We start from the raw sequence: 20,244 nt of genomic DNA, 5'->3' as shown, positions 1-20,244 counted from the left end.
GCTAAGCAATTTTCACGATATTGAACTCATGAGTCGGCTCGACAAATTCATATTGAGCGTTGATCGTCTGCAGTTCCCATGCGTTATATTCTTTAGTGATTTCTAATACACCATAAACTGCATTGTGAGCGTGACGAAATGACGCAACTGGAGACATATTTTTCACCAAACAAGCAGTAAAAATGGCGGAAATCAAATCCCCGACTCCAACTGGTTGTAAATCAAAGTCAATGCTTGGACGCTGGGCCAAATAACATGCTTTCGGCATCGCTAGAATCATACTGAAAGCATCATCCTTTAATGCATGAAGGTGTTTCACCAGCACCATTTTCGGTCCCAGATCCAAAGCTTTTTTACAAGCGGTGACCGCATCATAAATTGAGTCTATTTTGACGCCTGTCAACTCACTCAATTCAAACTGGTTTGGAATTATTACATCGGCGATGGGCAACAAGTGTTGTCTGATAGCCTCTTTGACACCATCTTCTACAATACAGCCTTTATCTGGGTCCCCCATAACAGGATCGCACACATAGAGTGCGCTGTGGTTACGGTCCTTTACCAAACTTACCGCTTCGGCGACAGCGCGGCATTGGTCGGCACTGCCTTGATAACCGGACAATATCGCACCACATTCACTGAGCTTTTCAATGTTGTCTAAACCACGCATTAATGAACGAATATCGTCAGAACCAAATTTTTGCCCCGTCCAACCTTGTTGATATTGTGTGTGATTAGAGAACTGAACCGTATGAATTGGCCATACCTCAAGCCCCATTCTTTGCATTGGGAAGACAGCGGAGCTATTACCAGCGTGGCCATAGACCACATGAGATTGAATAGAAATAATACTTTTCATAAGTCACTCTTAGTTGGGAAGTTAGTTAGCTTGGCGACTAAATAAACACAATGCCGCGCACTGTGCTTATTTGGTCGGAATAGCCTCGACAATGCCGAGGCTTATTCTTATTGAGCTAGATTAATTAGCCTTGGAACTCGGCAAAGTACTCATCCAACACTTTGCGCGTTGCACGACCAATGAGCTCGTATTCGTGGTGAGTAAGGTTAGCCAGGGATACTCGAACAGAAGCGTGTACCACATCGAAACCTTTGCCCGGAAGTAAGATAACGCCGGTTTCATGTGCAAGGCGGAAAAGGAAATCTTTGCCCTTTTCGCTCGCTTTGAACCAATCAACGAAGGCTGGCCCGTATAATTTCCCACCTAAAGTGTCGAGCTCAAGCAGTGTGTAGTAGTCCACACGATCTTTGTTTTCTTCAATTTCTACACCCATGTTTTTGTACAGGGTTTTGTATCGCTCACGGATGATGCGTTTGCACGCTGCTTTGTAGTTTTGCTCTGAGTCCATTAAGCAATTCAGAGCGAATAGTGCCATTTGAACTTGTTGAGGAAGCGACAAACCTGCAGTGTGATTAAGTGCAACACTGCGGCTATCTGCTACGATACGGTCAATAAACTTGATTTCACGTGGTTCCGGAGTTAGCGTTTTGTAACGATCGTCCAACTCAAGTTGACGCGCTTCGGGAAGGCTGCGCATTGCGTCGTCAAACACGTTGTTGTGCTGAATCGCAATCGAGCCCAAGCGCCAACCTGTTGCACCGAAGTATTTAGAGAACGAGTAAACACACAGCGTGTTGTATGGCAGTTTCGCAAACAGTGATATAAAATCGTCTGCAAACGTGCCGTATACGTCATCAGTAATGATGAATAAATCACTGCGTTGCTCATTGACGAAGTTCGTTAAGTTATCTAGCGTCTCATCCGAAAATTTGACTGATGCAGGGTTCGCTGGGTTAACGACACAAAGCAGTTTGATGTCTGTATCCGCCAGTTTCTCGATTTCAGACATTGGTAGTTGCCATGTGGTCTCATCAAGGCGTAACTCAACAATCTCCAACTCATATTCAGAAAGCTCCGGGATCTCTAAATAAGGAGTAAAGATTGGCGTGATCAACGCAACCTTATCGCCTTTTTGGAGTAGCCCGTTGTTAAACATCGTTTGGAACGTGTAAGTCATTGATGCGGTGCCACCTTCCGTTGCAAACAGATCGAAATCTGTTGTGATTGGCATAGGGCCATACATTTCTTCCGCGATGTACTGCTTCACGACAGTTTCAATGTTTGTCAGCATTCGAGGTGGCACTGGGTAGTTACACGCTAGGTATGCGTTAACCAGTTCATTCAAGAATGCTTGCTTCTGTAGACCTAGACGATCTTTTGCGTAGCTCAACGACTTTTCGATAAACTGCACACCTTGATCTTGTTTGTTATTGCTCGCAAACGTATCAAAACGTTCAACGATACCCATTCCATCTGGAATACCACCAAAACCACCATCAAGGTATGAATAGGTACGCTCTGCTTCCATCACCGCAAATTCACCTAAACGAATGAATGCCTTACGTGGCAGTGTCGCTAAAAAATTTGGGTTACCACGACCTGCATCTAATAAAATGCGGTCAGGAACCGTTTTTGCCACTTCAATGAGTTTGTCTTTTAATTCAAATGGGCTTAAATCTGCAAACTTTGAAAAATCAATCGTTGTATTTTGCGTGGTCATAATATTTACCTTAGTCTATTATTTACTAAATTTTGATAATGTTTCCCTTATCGCCTAGTTAATTAGGCGATAAGATTTTCTAATTTATTTAAATTACATGCCTGCATTTAAAGTAATAATGCCGACAATAATTGGTCCCCACAGGGTGAGTAGTACATTGGCGACTGCATAAGTCACGGTGAATGAGAATACTGGCGTTGCGTTGCCTGTTTTTTCCATCAAAGCAGCAAATGCTGGGTTCGCACTTCGTCCACCTGTAACGCAGCCAAGCGCTTCAACTGGGTTCTTAATCTTCAATACAAAATATGAGAAGAAGAACGAAATAATCTGAGGGATAATCGTCACGGCCATGCCAAGGAACAACAGGGACATACCGTGTTCTTTAATGGTATCGACCGCTTGAGGGCCAGCCTCAAGGCCTACAATGCCCACAAATGCTGCCAAACCGAAATCTCGAACAAAGTTCGCGGCGCCCACAGGGAACTGAGCAACGTGTGGATTACGGCTGCGCAACCAACCAACAATCAATCCAGAGATCAAGCAACCTGCACCAGAACCAATCGTGACGGGGATACCGGCAATCTTAAAGCTGATAAGACCAATAAGCAGACCAAGCACCATACCCATACCAAGGACAACGAAGTCCGTCATGGTTGAAGATCCCATGCGTTGACCGATGTTTTTCTCAACGCGATTGATGTCTTTTGCAGTACCCGTAAGCTGAATGACGTCGTTTTTCTTCACCACAAGGTCCGGTGTCATTTCGATTGAACGGCCTTCACGAATGTAATCCGTCACATAGATACCACGCATGGAGCCTTGATTTGATGCTTCTTTGATCTCTTGCAGTGACTTACCAATCAGTTTGCGGTTGTCAGCAATCAGCTGGCGGTTTTCTTCAATAATTTCATAGCCTTCTGGTAGTACAACCTCGTTGTCTGCCAAACCAGCTTGCAGTTGATGTACCGCATGGCGACGGCCAGTGACAACAATGACGTCGCCTTCTTTCAGTGCGGTGTATTTATCCGCCTCTAGCACTTTGCCATCGCGTTGAATTAACTCAATACAAGCAGTCAACGATTTTTTGTTTAGCTGAGCTAAGGTTTTACCTGCTAGTCCGCCATCTTTGCTCACCTTAAATGCTCGTGTAACCAATGCCGTTACTGCATTGAATTCACCCGGTGCTAGCTCGTGCTTGCCATTCGAATTTTTCTCCTCTAGAGCAATCGCCTCTGCTCGGATATCCCACTTCATCAATGTTGGGAACACCCACGTCACCATAAGAATTGGACCAAGCGAACCAAAGATATATGTGACTGCGTAGCCCACTGCAACATTGGTCTGCATTAAGTGCTTCGCTTCTTCTGTCACACCGCCAAGACGTGCGATCGCATCACCCGCTGTACCTATGATTGCCGATTGAGTCAAACCACCCGCTGCTAGGCCTGCTGCCGTGCCTCTATCTAGGTCGAACATCCAAGCTGCTGCTAATACACAAAGCAGGCCAGAAACCGTCATCACAACAGCAGAAAGTAGAATGTTGATAGTTCTAAAGTTCAATGCTTTGAAGAACTGCGCACCACCCTGATACCCTACTGCATAAATAAAGAGCGCAAAGAAAATGCTTTTTACGCCGGGATCAATATGAACACCAAATTGCCCAATAATTACACCCATTAATAATGTTCCGGCAACACCGCCAAGAACAAATCGACCAATGGTAATTTTACCTACCATATAACCGAGAGAGAGCGTAATAAAGAGAGCAACAAATGGTGCCATGTCAAAAAGGTTAGAAATAATTTCCATGACAATTTACTCTTATTAAAAATAGAAAAACAAAATAATCTAACGAATAATCTGTCACTCATATTTGTTGGATCATTTAATTTTAAAAGCATCTCGTTTGCTTCGAAGCGAATATTAGGAACAAAAACTCACAACTCGTAATCCTATTTGAAGGATGAAACCATCACTTCGCATATTCAAAAGCAAGCATTGATAAATAACTATCGAAAATTGAATGACTTAGTGGTCTGTAATGAACATCAGGTAAATCGAAAAATAATTTTATTTTTATTTTCTCTGTCCAAAAAACTGTTTGGTTGCACTATTCACTCCATATAGCACATAACACCTTTCGTTTGATGGGTTCGGCCCTACAAATGCGATTATCACCGCCATCATCATTTGCCTTATCTTTCCATTCATCAAGTTAATAGAGAAAAACACCATGAACTCAATGCCACATGAACTCGTGTGGGGCGAAGTCTACTTCCCACCCTTGTTGCTGGTTATCACATTGGCTTATATGCTCACCATTTTGGTTGGAACCGTTGCGACAAAACTGGGGTTCCATAAATACGTTGCATTTCCTGCACTCGCTGAGCTGAGCCTAACTGTGATTTTTACTGGCGTTATTGGTCAATTCATTACCATCTTTTGAGGCAAATCCCGTGATTAAACGTTATCTCATCACTCTGTTATTACTGTGTTCCGCTGGCACTGTTATTTTCAGCTACTACCAATCATACACAAACAACCCTTGGACGAGAGATGGTCAGGTCAGCGCGCACATCGTTTCGATAACACCCCGTGTAACAGGACAAGTCATTAACGTGTATGTCGAAGACAACTCGCAAGTGAAGCAAGGTGATTTACTGTTTGAGATCGACCCTAGCATCTATAAAGCGGCATACCACAAAGCGTTGGCGACTCAAAAGCAAGCTGTGGCTCTGTTAGCAAAAGCAAATAACGAAGAAAAGCGCGCACTCGAGTTAGAAAAACGCACGCCAGGCGCTGTTCCGGTACTGACATTGAATAACCTAAACAATGCGGTAGAAACGGCGGTCGCCAACGTAGAACTCGCGAAAGCCAATATTGAAGAAGCGAAGTTGAACCTCGATTACACCAAAATTTATGCGCCAACCAACGGTTACATCACTAATTTGAACTTACGAGTAGGCTCTCAAGTTGTGGCCAACTCTCCGATTGTTGCTTTAATAGATGAAGACAGTTTCTGGGTAGAAGGTTACTTCAAAGAGACAGATCTGGTTGGCGTCAATCCTGAAGACACCGCTTATGTAACTTTGATGATGCACAGCGATGTGCAACTGAAAGGTGAAATCAAAAGTATTGGCTACGGTATTGCGAAGCAAGATGGCAGCACAGGCAACGACCTCCTGCCTAATGTCAATCCGAACTTCCAGTGGATTCGTTTAGCTCAACGTATTCCCATCAAAGTAAAACTGGATGAACTGCCAGACGATCTACAGCTTCGTGTTGGTATGACCGCTTCTATTAAAATCATTAAGTAATTAGGTGATTGTTATGTTCAACACCTCAACCAAAGAAGCGATCAAAGCTGCGCTATCCATTGTTGTCGCAATCTCCCTTGCCTTCTGGTTTCAATGGGAGAAACCTTATTGGGCAGCCATCGCTGTCGGGGTAATGGCGTTGAATGAAAGCTTCGCTCACTCAATAAACAAAGGCCATAACAGGTTGCGTGGAACCATATTGGGCACCGGTTATGCCTTTTTCCTAATCGCAATGTTCTCTCAAGACCGTTTTTTGTTTCTCACCTTTTTCACTTTGTTTCTAGGTGTGTGCATTTATATGTCGAGTGACAAAAAATATGGTGATGTGTTTACCGTCGGTTTTTCAGTGTGTTCGATCATCGCCTGTATGGGGGGATTTGATAACCAAGCAACATTCCACTTCGCTGTACTGCGCATGCAGGAAACCATTCTTGGCGTAATCTCCTTCTCTGTGGTGTACCGTTTAGTATGGCCAATTAACACCGAACAGAACTTCATTCACCGCTTTGAGGCAAGCCGTGAGATTTTGCTTAACGCCATGAAAACGCCCAACCAAATTGATATCAAAGCACTGGAAACCAACACCGCTAACATAGAGAAATTGTTCCAACTGCTCAGCTTACCACTTACTGGTGCCTACTACTTGAAAGAGCATCGTCAATTATGGCGCCTACGCTTAAGTGAAATGGCTCAGATCCAAGAGAGACTGCTTGAACAAGTGGAAAAACAGCAACGAAGTAAGATCGATTGGCCAACTCTTGCTCAGCAACTTCAATGCTTTGATATGGCCAAGCCTAGTACGTCCTTAATCGGTCAAGTACCTTTTGTGGTAAAGACAGATAAAGACTCCATGTGGCATCATGATCACCGTACTTTCATACAGCATTGGCATGAAGATGGCAGAAAGGTACTGCAAGGTATCTCCATGTTCATCACGTCATTATTGATTTGGATTTATCTTCCGGTTCCCGGCGGGTTCATATTCCCGATGATGGCTGGCATATTCTCGTCACTCGTCCCTACCATGCCACCAAGCATTATTAAGGATGCTTTTTTTGGTGTAATAGGTACTGGCACAGTGATTCTTCTGCAATACATTTTCTTAATGCCAATGATGACCGAGCTATGGCAACTTGGACTGTTCTACTTCATCAACATCATCGTAATTTGGAAAATTTTTGCGACACCAAAGCTGATGGTGCACAGAATTTTAGGCGTTAATTTACTGGTTGTTTTGACATCGGGTGCACTCAACTTAACCCCTGTATATCGTATCGAAACACCTTTGCTGATGCTGGTAAACATTCTGATCATTTTGATGATTGCCAAGGTATTTACTGATCTGTTCCGTGCTCGCGTTATCGCCTAACTATCGTCTCTGTTTTTAACACTAAAGCCCTGCATTGCTTCTGCTCTGCGGGGCGTTTTGTTTTTTCGCTGGGCTCGATTCCTACCTCACCCATAAAGCGAGGATACTATCCATCAAAAGCGATTAACGGGATTTCTCTGCTCCTCATAAAATCCTCTCATTGATTAACGAAATGCAATTAAAAACACTGCATTCACAATGTCAATCACAGCAAACGCATCTATCTAACTGAACAAGATGTTCAGTGACACATTAACTGTCTGAGTCTCAAAGGTTTGAGGCTATTCAGAGTGGAAATCGTCATGAGTTTTTTTGAAATACGCGCTAGCAAGACATCTTCTCTTACTGTGCTAGCGAGCGCACTAATGCTTACTACCCCCACTTTTAGCTTCGCCGCAGAAGAGACAACTTATCGTGAAGTTATGGAACAAGGTCGCGAGCTATTCGACAAATACGGTATCAGCCGTGATCTACCGAAACTGGCCATCAGTTCTCTAGCACAAGGTGAACACTTGGTTGAGCATGTTCACCGAACCGTTCAAATCGGCAACGAGGCACGTGACTCTTCGGTGTTTCTTGTAAAGAACACGGACAGCAAGGGCAATATCGATCTACGCATCAAATACAACCCTAAGGAGCTCGATAAGAACGAAAAAGTGCTCGATGAAATCGAAGCCTTCACGCGTACAGAATATCGTCTACGCAACTACGCAGAGAGCTTTGATCCTTCATCGGTACGAGCAAAAGAAGATAAAAACGGCAATGTCATTGTCAGCTTCAACTACTCGAAATACGGCCTTCCGCAAGATATCGCCTATTTTCGTTTCTTAAGCGTTGATATCCAAATCGTCAACGGCGAACCAAAGCGCATGGTCATTACCAACGATAAGCCATTCACACACCACATATACAACGTGGATACGTACCACCAAGAGATCCGCTTTCAAAAGCTGGATTCTGGCAAGCTTGTGATTGCGAGCAAACACACTGAAATCGTTGGCTCAAGCAAAAAGAAACCGCTCAAAGTGGTCAGCACTCTTAAGCCTGTTGCCATCTATGAGGATGACATTGGTGTGCAAGTGTTGGATGAGAAACACTTGAATGAAGTTTCTGACCCACGCATGCAAGAAACAGGTGTAAAGCTTGACCGCACTTTCCCGTTAATGGGCGATATTGTACGCCGTCAAGGTATCGATTTGCCTCTGCCGTTTGGCGTGTCGATGGCTTACCGTAACCAGAATATGAACATCCCTTTTAACGATTTCGTTATTGATGGCGTACGTTTGAACGACCTATTCGATCCAGAAGACACTGTTGGTATTGTAAACGCAGAAAGTTTCAGTATTCGTGGTGACGTTAACATTCTTCCCTTTTGGAATGTTTTTGGTTATGTCGGCAAAATCAATGTCGATGCCAATGTGGATGCAGCTTACACAGGCGAAGGAGGCCAATACCTCAAAGACAAGCTCAATGACCGTCTACCAGGCTTGGGGGATAAGTTCTGCGATGGATTGTCTGCTCTATGTAATCGCGGACGAGTCAATGTGCCGATTCATCTTGAGTACGACTTGCGCGGTGTGGGTACAACGTTATCAGTTGGTTACAGAGAGTTTTTTGCTTCCGTTACCGGCACGTACTCTCAAACACGTTTAAAGGGCTTAGACGACTGGGGTGACGGCATTTATACCGTTCAACCAATGCTTGGCTATCAGTTAGTGGATTACCGGACTCAGTTCTTTGTGGGTGCTGAATACCAAGGTTTGGACTCTCGTATGGATGGCCGAGTAAAAACCGGTGATATCGAGTTCGATTACGACATCGGTGTCGAGCTTGACGAGTGGGCATTCCTGGCAGGTTTCAATAAGCAAATAGGTAAGAACTACAACTTGACCATGCTTTACAACAAAGGCGAAACACGTGACTCACTGACCTTGAACTTGGGTTATCGCTTCTAATCACACAAAGAAATAGCACACAAAGAAACAACACACATTGGTAGGCCATTGGATGGTAGGACTGAATCCTACAAAGGCGATTATTGAATTTGTCATCAATGCCCTACCATTTGAGCCATCAATACAGCAAGCCATCCAATCATTCACGGATTAATACCAAAGCGTTAGGACGTCGCTTGTTCGATGCCGTTTAACATTTTCGGTGCACGCACCAAATGACTTTTTGGACATAACAATGACTTTACTCAATCGCTCAACTTTAGCTATTACTATCACTCTTGCCTTAGCTGCCTGTGGTGATGATTCAAGTAAACCAAGCGTTCCTTACAATCCACAGCCGTTGCAACCGTCACCACCAGAGCAAATCTCTTTGGAAATTGGCGATGCGACCATTCAAGCCACCAAAGAGTCTCTTGTCATCACGCCTCTTGATTCAGGTGAAAAACTGGCAGCAGTAGAAGCGTTCAAAGGTATCCAGTTTGCGCAAGCAGACCGCTTTCAACACAGTATTGTCGCACCGCTTGAAGGCAACATTGATGCAACTCAGTTCGGTGATGCGTGTCCGCAGTTAAAAACCACGGCCCAAACGCAATCAGAAGATTGCTTGAACCTGAACATTTGGCGACCAGCCGGGACAGAAGCGTATGCAGATTTACCCGTTTATGTCTTTATTCACGGTGGCGACTTTGAACACGGCGCGGGCTCAGAACCGTTGATTCACGGTGATATGGTTGTTGCACAAGGTGCAGACGATGGTAACCCGTTTATTGCTGTTACTTTTAACTATCGTTTGGGCTTGTTGGGCAGTGTTTGGGTCGATGGTTTGGACAACCCAGAAGGTGGTAACTTTGGTCTAGGCGATCAAAAACACGCGCTTGAATGGGTTCAGCAAAACATAGCGGCATTTGGCGGTAATCCGCAAAACGTGACACTTATGGGTCAGGGGGCAGGTGCAATGTCGGTAGGTATTTTGCAGCAATCAAAAGGCGATGCTGCAATCGCTGGTGAGCACTTTCAACGTGCCATCATGCAAAGCAACGCTTACGGCTTTGAGTACAAAAGTTACGATGTTGCCAAGAGCCAACGACCAGAGCAAAGCGTTGAAGATCTTGCATTAGTACCACTTGATGAGGTCATGAAAGTTCAGAGCGACATGCTTGACCCTATTCAACGCCTTAAGAACTGGGTACTGACCGCTGCGAATATTCCGGTTATAAGTCCAACACGAGACAACAGCCCATTAGCCACGTTGATGCCATTTGCTCCTTACATCGAGCACCGCCCACCGGCGTTTCTAGTGAAAGAAGTACCAGGCCATCACTTTATTGAACAAGCCATTGAGAGTGATTGGATCGTACCGACTGTAATTGGCTCAAACAGTGCAGAAAGCAATACTCTGGGCATGCTGCCGAGCCTGACTTTTTTGATCCCTACTATCCTTGAAATCTTGAGCCAAGAAGCGCCAGAAATCATTGAAAGTGGCGATGAGACCTTAATTGTCGAATCCATAGTGGAGTGGCTAGAATCGGAAACAAATCTGAATCGCTTACGCGCGGAATATCGTTCACTACTCAGCGATTCGGCATCGGTTGAACTCGATCTTTCTGACTTATTGGAACTGCTGCCGAGTACAGCATATGAGGCGATGACTAAGTTGTTCTTCGGTTTGGGGAACTCTGATTCGACCACTGAGTTACTTGCTCTGGCTGACTTCTTCCCCAACGATGAACGCGAACTGAATGGTGCGGCCAAAAACATGCAGCAATTCAAAACTGTGTTGCATGATTTGCTCTTCACGGGTCCAAATCGTCATAAGGTCTCACGTGAAGAAGCAACAGGAGCGACACCAAGCTTCTACTACTTTGACTACACACCTGGATTCAACGTATGGACTTACAACACCAAAGGTGAAAATGGCGATCTCGATGTTGGCGATTTACTTAAGAGCATCAGTTGTATTGTGGCCGCTTGCAATGCATCGGAACTACCATTTGTATTTAACAAAGCATTTAAGCTTGATGGCTCAAGTGTTCGACCAAGCAGCAAAGACAAAGCGATGATGAACAAACTCTCTCGCGTGTGGTTTAGCGAACGTCTATTTGAGGACTTCCAATACAACACCGCGACTGACCGAGTATTGCTGATCGATAACGATGGCGGTATTCAATCCACACAAGACTGGGACAATGCTCATCACTCAGGCGTCGATCCGAAACTGCGCAAAGGCCGCCTCAACGGTCTCGAGGAACTTGGGCTGATTCTTAGTCACATGTAACGTCATCCTCAGTCACTAAAAACTCATTACCGAATGTCTAAAAGCCAGTTCGCTGGCTTTTTTCATCCTTATTCCTTGAACATAATTAGGAAGGTTTACTCATGTTTCCTAACGCCCTTCGTGCTCTGCTGATCTTTACCTTCAGCACGCTATTGGTCGGCTGTGCCCAGCCTTACCCTGAAGTTGAACCGGATTTTGAAGCCAATTGGCAAACTACTCAGCATCAAGCCGATGTTTACTTAATTCCTACTGCTCCAGAAGCCTTTGCTCGTCGAGTTGAACTGGTTAGAAATGCTCAACAAAGCATCGATATGACCTACTTTTCTTGGGAAAGTGATACGCTTGGCTTGATGCTACTCAATGAGCTCAAACATGCAGCGGATCGAGGCGTGCAAGTTCGACTCACTCTCGATGATTTATTGGTGTTTAATGAGAAATGGCTTGCTGATCTCAGCGCTCACAACAACATTCAAATCCGTTTATTCAATCCGTTTGATTCACGTAAGTCAGGCTGGATTGGGCGCGCCATCAACTTCTCTACTCATCAACAACGTTTGGACAACCGTCTACACGAGAAGTATTTCAACGTCGACCATCAATGGATGATTATAGGTGGACGCAACATTGGCAACGACTATTTTGGTTACAGCCGCAAAGCCAACTTCTTTGATATGGATGTGTTGTTTAAAGGCAGCATCATTCAAGCGTTCGACCAAAACTACCAACAGCTTTGGCACAGCAAGCATGTCACACCAATAGAAAATATCGTTAAAGTAAACCCAAACTATTCCGCGTTTGCCAAAGCAGTCAATAAAGAGGAGATAGACAGAAACATCATTCTGGCTGAAGTTGAAAAACAGGTTAAACAACTGACCAGCCCCAATTTCATCACTGCGCAAGTCACCCCTGTTTTCGATTCATTAAAAAAGTTAGAGAACAACAAGCCTTACTTTAGAAAGCGGGCAGAGCGCCAAGTTTGGCAACAAATAACTACAGCGAACAAAGCGGTGATTTCAACCCCTTACGTGGTACCAAGTGATGGTGAATTTGCCTTTATTGATACCTTGATGGAGCAAAAAGCGGACATCACGTTAATGACGAACTCCTCTGCTTCTAATGATTCTGGGTTTATTCCGGCTTATTACGAGGAACATCGTCAAACGTTGTTGGATAAAGGCGTAAATATACTGGAGTACAAAAAACAAGCGAAAAATGACGACCACTACTTCCATGCGGATACTTATTATCACAACAAGACCGTGATACTCGATGATCGGCTGACTTATATAGGCTCATCAAACTTCGACCCAAGATCGGATTTCCTCAATGTGGAATTTGGTGTGTTGATCCAAAGCGAAACCTTTGCAGAACATGTCATGCACTACTTAACTCGACAACAAGATGAACTGTTTTGGCGAGTATCTCGAGATGAACAAGGCCAAACTCAGTGGCAATCAATGAATGAAACCCATACTAAGAATCCAAACTATGGTGGATGGCACAAAGCGCCTAACTGGATATTCAAGCAACTGAATGGTGAGTTCGAACTCTGAGCCATCAAACATAAAAAAGGCTCTCTATCTACATGGATGAGAGCCTTTTTTATGCCCGCTAAAACTGCGTGCCTAGTGAGAAGTGAACGCGGAATTGGTCTCCTTGAGGAGCATCTAAACCGTAAGCAAAATCCACTTTAACGGGCACGTATTTTGAGTTCCATATCAAACTCAACCCTGTTCCACTTTTCCAATCTACGCTATCGTTGAAGGCATCACCAACATCGTAAAATGCACCAAGCCATAGTTGGTGGTAGACCTGATATTGATATTCCAAACCAGCAGTAAACATGTAACGGGCACCCGTTAAATCGCCATTTTCATCTCTCGGAGAGATTGACTCATAACCATAACCACGAAGGTTGCCATCACCGCCCGCAAAGAAGCGTAATGATGAGGGGATATCGCTCAGAGCGTCAGCGACATTGATACCGACATTCGAACGAAAGTGAAACTTATGTTTTTCGCTGATATCCCAAGACAGCACACTGTTGCCTTCAATACGCAGCAAACGAGAATCCGAGAAAAAGTTCGGATCCGAGTATTCCAATGAGTAAACGTGACGGTGTTTTATTTCTAATTGATCATTCTTGCGATCAAGCAATGAAAACGTTACTCCCGGCAATAGCATCTGTGAGTCGTTATTTTCCGACGCTTGTTGATAACGCTCTTGCAAATAACGAACGTGCATAGTGCTTTGCCAATCACTGTCTAGCTGCCAATGCTTTTCAAACGACAAATCATTGGAAAAACTCGACGTATCACGATAGTCGACATGTTTAGATTCAAACTGAATACCGTAGTAATCCGTCAGGACATTTTGGGTCGGAATTTTGTAGCCAAGCAATAGCGACTGTTCCGCTTTTGACGCGTACGCCTGTGTCTCAAAGCTATGTCCTCGCGTGTTGTACCATGGTTTGGTCCAATTCAACGAAGCGCGTAATCCCAAGTCTGTCGAATATCCACCACCGACTTGCACGATATTTCGTGCGTTTGGCTCTGCAATCACTTCTATCGGCACCTCAAGGTTATTGGATATCCCATCAAAATCCGCTTTCACAATTACACTACGAAACCAATTGGTCTCAGAGAGATTTGCTTGATATTGGTTCAGTTTCAAGGTGTCGAAATCGTCACCCCGCTCAAACGTTCGCATTATTTCTATTCGAGCTGGCTCAATACCCGACGTTGGTACCGATAACGAACCAAACTGGTAACGAGAACCACTCGAGAAATGTAGGTTCACATTTGCTTGATTCATGCTCGGGATGACTTCCAAAGACGATTCGATAAAGCGCCCATCCAAGTAACCTTTTTTCTGGGCTAATGAAGTCAAGTTTCGTTTTAGCGTATCATACTCAGAATGCAGTAGCGGCTGCCCTTGTTTAAGCTGGGCTTGATTGACTAACCCGAGGAAATCTTCATCGTTTGAGGCTTCACCAGACACGACGATATTAGATTTTGCTACCAACACGACCTCACCAAGCTCCACATCTAATACAATGAGATCGTTCGGCTCTCTCTGAACACTGAGCTTAGAATGGTAGTAGCCATAAGGGTTCAATGCTGACCTAACCAACTTACTGAGCTGACTTACGGGAATGTCATTGGCTGAAGTATTCGCTAACGGCATGAGGTGATATTCCAGATTCCGCTCAAGCGGTTTGGATAAACCTTGAATAGTAAATTCGGCAGCCAATACGTCCCCAAACGGTATGAAGACGAGTACAGAAATTCCAACGAGTTTTTGAACGAGAGAAGCCACAAATCTGCCTTAGTGGGTTTGACACCCAACTAGGCTAATCGCACTCAAGAAAGCACGTTAATCGTGTATGTAGGATGAGTTCCTACAACTGTAGAAGTAATAATGTCTTGTGCCGATAGTAGTGGCGCAAGAAGACACTACGACGATGCAGTTTAGATTAAATACCATTTCGCCCTTCGTCACCGTCTATAATGGATGAGCACATTTGGCCATTTAGCTCGACTTTTAAAGCGTAAGGAAGAGTAATCTACAACGCACAATTTGATATCAAGTTCGATCCGACTCTAGCAAAGTTGGGGGGAAAAATACCTCAGAAAAACCAACTCCCATCTCCCAAATAAAACAAAAGCCAGCGAGTGCTGGCTCAGACTGCTGACAAAGGTCTAGCTTTCGAGCTAGACCTTTGATCTAATAGGGGTATCGAAATATGGATACTCCGATATGCTTCAAGAACCGACTCCGCAACAATACGAACTGGAAATGGTGACGATGGAACAGTTAGTTCCTAAAAACCATTTAGTGCGCAAAATCGATAATGCTATCGACTTTGAATTCATTCGTGATGAAGTCGCTCATCTTTATTGTAAAGATAATGGGCGTCCACCTGTTGACCCTGTTCGTCTCTTCAAAATCATCTTGCTTGGTTATATCTTTGGTATAAAAAGTGAGCGTCAGCTCGTTAAAGAAATTGAAGTGAATGTCGCTTACCGTTGGTTCTTACGGATGTCATTAACAGAGAAAGTCATCCACGCTTCGACTCTAAGCCAAAACCGCATTCGTCGCTTTAATGGCACGGATGTATTCGAACGTATTTTTATCAATATCGTAGAGCAAGCCATGACGAAAGGCTTGGTCGCGGGTCAAGAGCTCTTTACGGACAGTACTCATCTCAAAGCGAACGCCAACAAGAATAAACACACCAATAAAGTCACGGCGGTTCGCGCGAGTGCCTATCTTGATATGCTGGATGACGACGTCGCGTTAGACCGAGAAAAAGCGGGTAAGAAGCCTCTTAAGGCTCGTGAATCAGAGTCAAAAACAAAGAATACCAAAACCAGCACCACTGACCCAGAGAGTGGCTTCATGACTCGTGATAATAAGCCACAAGGCTTCTTCTACCTCGACCATCGAACCGTTGATGGTCAACATGGAATTATCCTCGATACCTATACCACCGCGGGCAACATCAATGACTCACAGCCTTACGTTCAACGCTTAGATTACACGCTTGCTACATTCCAATTGAACCCGATAGCCGTTGGACTGGATGCGGGCTACTTTACCGCTCCAGTGGCGGAGTCACTTGAACGTCGAGGTATTCTTGGCGTGTTCGGTTATCGACGTCCATCGAGAACGAAAAATGCGTTCAAAAAGAAACACTTTACTTACGATGCGCAAAGAGACTGCTACCAGTGTCCGAATGGTCAGGCGTTGCTTTATAAAACCACGTCACGCGATGCCTACCGAGAATACCACTCAGACCCGAAAGAGTGTGCGTTCTGTCCAATGAGGGATGACTGTACTCAAAGCAAAAACATGAAGAAAGTGATTACTCGGCATATCTATAGCGATGCCGTAGAGAGAGCAAATCAAATGCGGCTTTCTTCCTATGGTAAGAAGACCTATCGACGTCGAAGTGAAACAGTAGAACGGAGCTTTGCAGATGCCAAGCAACATCATGGTCATCGTTATGCTCGCTTCCGAGGTCTAGCCAACGTGCAAATGCAATGTTGGTTGGCAGCGGCAGCCCAAAACATCAAGAAGATAGCGTTGGTGGTGAACTATCTACGAAAAATGGGCTTAAATATGGCAGAAATAAGGCAGATACTTGCTTCTGTATACCCATGTAATGAATGGGAACTTCTGCGCACGATATAACAAAAAAAAATCACGATCGCGACCTACGGTCGCTTCCAAAAAAGAACCCCACTTAAAAAGCGGGGTTCGTCATCAATCTGAGCCAGCGAGTGCTGGCTTTGTATTAGTTCCCGAAAAAGTAGTGATGACTGAGTGCTTAGTCGATCAGCGAGCGTACGTACTCGGCGATTTCTGGCACTTGGCAGTTTGCGAAGAAGCACTCTTGGAACTGTGCACCGCCAACCGCTGTTTTCACCAACTTTTGGTCAATTGCGCGTAGGCCTTCAACTACATCTTTCGCAACCGCTGCTTTTACGTTGTTTAGGATCGCCGCATTCGCTTGCTGTGGTGCCGCACGTTCGATTGGGTAGCCTTCACCACGGTTACCAGTGAATGCTTTTTCGAAGATGTAACGGACATTCAGCTCGCCTGCCCAGCCAAAACCTTTGGCAAACGCGAGAGCAATCGCATTGCCGTTGTTGATTTGGTTGAACAAAAACGCATCTGACGGCTCTAGGCAGTAGCCACACACTACGCCAGGGTGTAGGTTGCTCGACATCATTGCGCCTTGGCCAGTACCACAACCCGTGACCACAAAGTCTACCGCTTTTGAGTTCAGTAGAATGCTTGCCATGATGCCTAGGTGGATGTAAGTCAGATGGTGGTCATTTTCATCTTTCATACCAACGTTGAACACGTCGTGGCCTAGGCCACCCGCTACGCTGTTTAACTCTGCTGCAACCATCGCGTTTTTCGGTGCTTGGCTGTTTTCCATCATTAGTGCAATTTTCATCGGTTACTCTTGCGGTTAAGCCGCAATTCAAAAATAAATCTTAAACGAAATCTTTACGCATAGGGGTGAAGGTATCAATCAGTACACCCGCTTTCAGACAAACACAGCCATGTTCGATGTTTGGCTCTTTGTACATAGTATCGCCTGTTTTGACGATTTTTTTCTCATCGCCAATGGTGAACTCAAATTCACCTGACAGCACGTAAATCAGTTGCTCGTGAGGATGTGAGTGCATGGCACCAATCGCACCCGTTTCAAAATGCACTTCAACTGACATCATGTTGTCGCTGTGTGCCAGCACTTTGCGCGAAATGCCTTGGCCAAGATCTTCCAGCGCGATGTCGTGATTCAATACAAACATGGTTCACCTATTAGCCTGTTTTTTGGGTTACCGGCAATAATGGTTGCCGATAGAGCCCACCAGTATGTTGTTGATTAACCAGCAGGTTGCCCCTGCTAGAAAGCCAATCCGCATGCGGATGCCACTCAATACGAACAGTGAATATGTACCAATTACCGTCCCAACAATTGGCCATAGTTCCCACCAGTGCTCAGCCATTCCTAGGCCGCTAACGATACCGATAAGAATAAAAATGGCTGCCACCCATTTGGAAGAGGTGAAGATCGATGCGGTGGTTCGTAACGCAGAAAGCAGTGCGCTGAGCGCCGAAAGCATCGATCCAAGCAGCAAAAATGGAGAAGATGATTGAGATTGAACACCAGCATTAGGATTTTCAAATGCCTGTCATTTTTCTGGTAAAAGGTGGAGATTCCCAAACCAAAACTGAGAAACCCTAACGCTTGTGCCAAATCAATCTCAGCCATCATCTTCTCACAATTGGATTAGCGTGATAGCCAGCCGCCATCTACCGCAACGGTGTAACCGTTAATGTAGTCAGACGCTTTTGATGCTAGGAACACACAAGGGCCAGCCAAATCTTCTGGCGTGCCCCAGCGGTTTGCAGGAATACGCTCTAGGATTTCTTGGTTGCGTTGCTCATCGGCGCGCAGTGCCGCTGTGTTGTTGGTTGCCATGTAGCCCGGTGCAATCGCGTTCACGTTGATGCCGTGTTTTGCCCACTCGTTTGCCATAAGGCGAGTAACACCCATCACACCACTCTTAGACGCAGTGTATGAAGGAACACGGATACCGCCTTGGAAAGAAAGCATGGATGCGATGTTGATGATCTTGCCCCCTTCACCTTGCGCAATAAATTGTTTCGCCACCGCTTGAGACATAAAGAACACCGATTTGATATTGATGTTCATGACGTCATCCCAATCTTGCTCAGAGAACTCGATCGCGTCGTTGCGGCGAATGATGCCTGCGTTGTTCACCAAAATGTCGATGCGGCCAAGCTCAGTCACTGCGCGATCAACAATTGAAGGAATATCATCTAGTTTCATTAGGTTAGCGCGGATATCGACGAACTTACGTCCCGTCGCTTGGATTTTTTCCATGGTTTCTGTTGGTTCACTGATGTTCACACCAACGATATCGCAACCTGCCTTTGCTAAACCCAGCGCCATGCCTTGACCTAAACCGGTATCACACCCCGTGACGACTGCTACTTTGCCTTGCAAGCTAAATGAATCAAGAATCATGTAATGCATCCTCTAGAATACTGAAAGAAGTGAACCGACGTTCTGGTTGTTGTTCACTGTGGTAGGGCAAACACAACAGCAAAATGGCAATGCTCGCAAATATTTTTGAAAATACGCTTCAAAAATATTGATGAATATCTTGTTTTACTAAAACAAACTAAGTGAGCGGTTTCAAAATTATGAAAAGGCATTTTAAAAATAGTGGTGATACAGAAAATCAACGATATAATGGCAAAAAATACAACTAAAGAAGGGAAAACAATGGAAAAGTCGACACAGCCAGAAGCTGTTTCGTCAGTGATGAAGGTGTTCCACATCCTTCAAGCACTGGGTGAGCAGAAAGCGATTGGCGTATCAGAATTGTCGCAACGTCTTATGATGTCTAAGGCAACCACTTACCGCTTTTTACAAACCATGAAGTCACTTGGGTATGTGTCTCAAGAAGGCGAAGCGGATAAGTATTCACTCACGTTAAAAGTGTTTGAGCTGGGTGCTCGCTCACTGGAATACGTTGATCTGATTGAACTGGCCGACAAAGAAATGCGCCAAATCTCTCAACTGACCAATGAAGCGCTTCACTTGGGAGCACTCGATGACAATGCCATTATTTATATCCATAAGATAGATTCCGGTTACAACCTGCGCATACAATCGCGCATTGGCCGTCGCAACCCTCTTTACAGTACTGCCATTGGCAAAGTGTTACTTTCCGAACGTGAAGAGAGCTTTATCCGTGAATCTCTTGCCGATGTTGAGTTCATCAAACACACAGAAAAAACACTAGAAAACACGGAACAAGTGCTTGAAGAACTGACGAAAGTGCGTGAGCAACATTTCGCTGAAGATAACGAAGAGCAAGAACCGGGTTTACGTTGTATTGCGGCTCCGATTTATGATCGTTTTGGTCAAATCATTGCGGCGGTGTCGATTTCATTCCCAACCATCCGTTTTGATGAAGAGCGCAAAGATTACTATGTGGGTCTGCTTCATCAAGCGGGTAAAAACGTTTCTGAGCAGCTTGGCTACCACAGCTACCCTGCTTAATGATTGACGAGCAGCCCTCGGGCTGCTTTTTTTTGGCGCAACATTAAATGATGAAACGCCGTTTTAATTTAGAGGTGAGCGATGCACTCGCCTGCGCTGAACTGTTCATGGTGCAAAGCAAAAAACTTGATC

General features: G+C 44.8%; 15 protein-coding genes and 1 pseudogene. 8 read left to right on the top strand and 8 right to left on the bottom strand.

Annotation, left to right across the window (positions count from 1 at the left end; translation table 11 throughout):
- Position 1: 1 nt before the first annotated feature.
- The 3 genes from pdxY to aspT form a co-directional block, all read right to left on the bottom strand.
- Positions 2–859 carry a pyridoxal kinase PdxY gene (gene pdxY, locus AOT11_RS18940; RefSeq protein ID WP_017421519.1) on the bottom strand — a complete coding sequence of 286 codons (858 nt, stop codon included), beginning with the start codon at positions 857–859 and terminating at the stop codon, positions 2–4.
- 124 nt (positions 860–983) lie between these two features.
- On the bottom strand, positions 984–2,579 hold the full coding sequence (locus AOT11_RS18935; protein WP_017421518.1) for a bifunctional aspartate transaminase/aspartate 4-decarboxylase: 1,596 nt from the start codon (positions 2,577–2,579) through the stop codon (positions 984–986).
- Between the two features lie 93 nt (positions 2,580–2,672).
- The gene (aspT, locus tag AOT11_RS18930; RefSeq protein WP_017421517.1) at positions 2,673–4,388 is read right to left on the bottom strand and encodes an aspartate-alanine antiporter; all 1,716 of its coding nucleotides are present in this window, start codon (positions 4,386–4,388) and stop codon (positions 2,673–2,675) included.
- A gap of 424 nt (positions 4,389–4,812) precedes the next feature.
- On the opposite strand from aspT, the gene AOT11_RS18925 reads away from it, so the two are divergent.
- From AOT11_RS18925 to AOT11_RS18900, 6 genes are all read left to right on the top strand, one after another.
- Entirely contained in the window at positions 4,813–5,025 is a 213-nt protein-coding gene (locus AOT11_RS18925; protein WP_017421515.1) for a DUF1656 domain-containing protein, read from the top strand.
- 10 nt (positions 5,026–5,035) lie between these two features.
- Entirely contained in the window at positions 5,036–5,896 is an 861-nt protein-coding gene (locus tag AOT11_RS18920) for an HlyD family secretion protein (RefSeq protein WP_017421514.1), read from the top strand.
- Positions 5,897–5,909: 13 nt separating this feature from the next.
- Positions 5,910–7,265: an FUSC family protein gene (locus tag AOT11_RS18915; RefSeq protein ID WP_017421513.1), complete on the top strand. Its 1,356-nt coding sequence runs from the start codon at positions 5,910–5,912 to the stop codon at positions 7,263–7,265.
- Between the two features lie 302 nt (positions 7,266–7,567).
- The gene (locus AOT11_RS18910) at positions 7,568–9,220 is read left to right on the top strand and encodes a hypothetical protein (protein WP_017421512.1); all 1,653 of its coding nucleotides are present in this window, start codon (positions 7,568–7,570) and stop codon (positions 9,218–9,220) included.
- A gap of 235 nt (positions 9,221–9,455) precedes the next feature.
- Positions 9,456–11,495, top strand: coding sequence for a carboxylesterase family protein (locus AOT11_RS18905; protein WP_017421511.1), 2,040 nt, complete (start codon positions 9,456–9,458; stop codon positions 11,493–11,495).
- A 101-nt stretch (positions 11,496–11,596) separates the two neighbouring features.
- Complete coding sequence (locus AOT11_RS18900; protein ID WP_017421510.1) at positions 11,597–13,048, top strand: phospholipase D family protein; 1,452 nt, start codon at positions 11,597–11,599, stop codon at positions 13,046–13,048.
- 58 nt (positions 13,049–13,106) lie between these two features.
- On the opposite strand, the gene AOT11_RS18895 is transcribed toward AOT11_RS18900, so the two are convergent.
- Positions 13,107–14,813, bottom strand: a complete 1,707-nt coding sequence (locus tag AOT11_RS18895) for an autotransporter assembly complex protein TamA (RefSeq protein ID WP_026050648.1) — start codon at positions 14,811–14,813, stop codon at positions 13,107–13,109.
- Positions 14,814–15,254: 441 nt separating this feature from the next.
- Between AOT11_RS18895 and AOT11_RS18890 the strand changes: the two genes are divergently transcribed.
- Positions 15,255–16,691, top strand: a complete 1,437-nt coding sequence (locus AOT11_RS18890; protein ID WP_017428762.1) for an IS1182 family transposase — start codon at positions 15,255–15,257, stop codon at positions 16,689–16,691.
- 136 nt (positions 16,692–16,827) lie between these two features.
- Here the strand turns inward: AOT11_RS18890 and AOT11_RS18885 are convergent, their stop codons facing one another.
- From AOT11_RS18885 to kduD, 4 genes and pseudogenes are all read right to left on the bottom strand, one after another.
- Positions 16,828–17,463 carry an RpiB/LacA/LacB family sugar-phosphate isomerase gene (locus tag AOT11_RS18885; RefSeq protein WP_017421508.1) on the bottom strand — a complete coding sequence of 212 codons (636 nt, stop codon included), beginning with the start codon at positions 17,461–17,463 and terminating at the stop codon, positions 16,828–16,830.
- A 40-nt stretch (positions 17,464–17,503) separates the two neighbouring features.
- Complete coding sequence (locus AOT11_RS18880; protein ID WP_017421507.1) at positions 17,504–17,824, bottom strand: cupin domain-containing protein; 321 nt, start codon at positions 17,822–17,824, stop codon at positions 17,504–17,506.
- A 45-nt stretch (positions 17,825–17,869) separates the two neighbouring features.
- A pseudogene (locus AOT11_RS18875) lies at positions 17,870–18,291 on the bottom strand (YgjV family protein); the annotation flags it as partial.
- Positions 18,292–18,306: 15 nt separating this feature from the next.
- On the bottom strand, positions 18,307–19,068 hold the full coding sequence (gene kduD / locus AOT11_RS18870) for a 2-dehydro-3-deoxy-D-gluconate 5-dehydrogenase KduD (RefSeq protein WP_011081824.1): 762 nt from the start codon (positions 19,066–19,068) through the stop codon (positions 18,307–18,309).
- Between the two features lie 261 nt (positions 19,069–19,329).
- Here kduD and kdgR point away from each other — a divergent pair, with 261 nt between their 5' ends.
- Positions 19,330–20,112, top strand: coding sequence for a DNA-binding transcriptional regulator KdgR (kdgR, locus tag AOT11_RS18865; protein WP_026050539.1), 783 nt, complete (start codon positions 19,330–19,332; stop codon positions 20,110–20,112).
- The last annotated feature ends 132 nt before the right edge of the window (positions 20,113–20,244 follow it).

The sequence above is a fragment of the Vibrio vulnificus NBRC 15645 = ATCC 27562 genome (assembly GCF_002224265.1).
Lineage (GTDB): Bacteria > Pseudomonadota > Gammaproteobacteria > Enterobacterales > Vibrionaceae > Vibrio > Vibrio vulnificus.
Note: the sequence above shows the minus strand (reverse complement) of the source record. Positions and strands in the feature narration are given on the sequence as shown.

Excerpts from the sequence above, each read along its gene's own strand:
- pdxY (WP_017421519.1), bottom strand. The coding sequence starts at position 859 with ATGAAAAGTATTATTTCTATTCAATCTCATGTGGTCTATGGCCACGCT.
- AOT11_RS18935 (WP_017421518.1), bottom strand. The coding sequence starts at position 2,579 with ATGACCACGCAAAATACAACGATTGATTTTTCAAAGTTTGCAGATTTA.
- aspT (WP_017421517.1), bottom strand. The coding sequence starts at position 4,388 with ATGGAAATTATTTCTAACCTTTTTGACATGGCACCATTTGTTGCTCTC.
- AOT11_RS18925 (WP_017421515.1), top strand. The coding sequence starts at position 4,813 with ATGAACTCAATGCCACATGAACTCGTGTGGGGCGAAGTCTACTTCCCA.
- AOT11_RS18915 (WP_017421513.1), top strand. The coding sequence starts at position 5,910 with ATGTTCAACACCTCAACCAAAGAAGCGATCAAAGCTGCGCTATCCATT.
- AOT11_RS18910 (WP_017421512.1), top strand. The coding sequence starts at position 7,568 with ATGAGTTTTTTTGAAATACGCGCTAGCAAGACATCTTCTCTTACTGTG.
- AOT11_RS18905 (WP_017421511.1), top strand. The coding sequence starts at position 9,456 with ATGACTTTACTCAATCGCTCAACTTTAGCTATTACTATCACTCTTGCC.
- AOT11_RS18900 (WP_017421510.1), top strand. The coding sequence starts at position 11,597 with ATGTTTCCTAACGCCCTTCGTGCTCTGCTGATCTTTACCTTCAGCACG.
- AOT11_RS18890 (WP_017428762.1), top strand. The coding sequence starts at position 15,255 with ATGCTTCAAGAACCGACTCCGCAACAATACGAACTGGAAATGGTGACG.
- AOT11_RS18885 (WP_017421508.1), bottom strand. The coding sequence starts at position 17,463 with ATGAAAATTGCACTAATGATGGAAAACAGCCAAGCACCGAAAAACGCG.
- AOT11_RS18880 (WP_017421507.1), bottom strand. The coding sequence starts at position 17,824 with ATGTTTGTATTGAATCACGACATCGCGCTGGAAGATCTTGGCCAAGGC.
- kduD (WP_011081824.1), bottom strand. The coding sequence starts at position 19,068 with ATGATTCTTGATTCATTTAGCTTGCAAGGCAAAGTAGCAGTCGTCACG.
- kdgR (WP_026050539.1), top strand. The coding sequence starts at position 19,330 with ATGGAAAAGTCGACACAGCCAGAAGCTGTTTCGTCAGTGATGAAGGTG.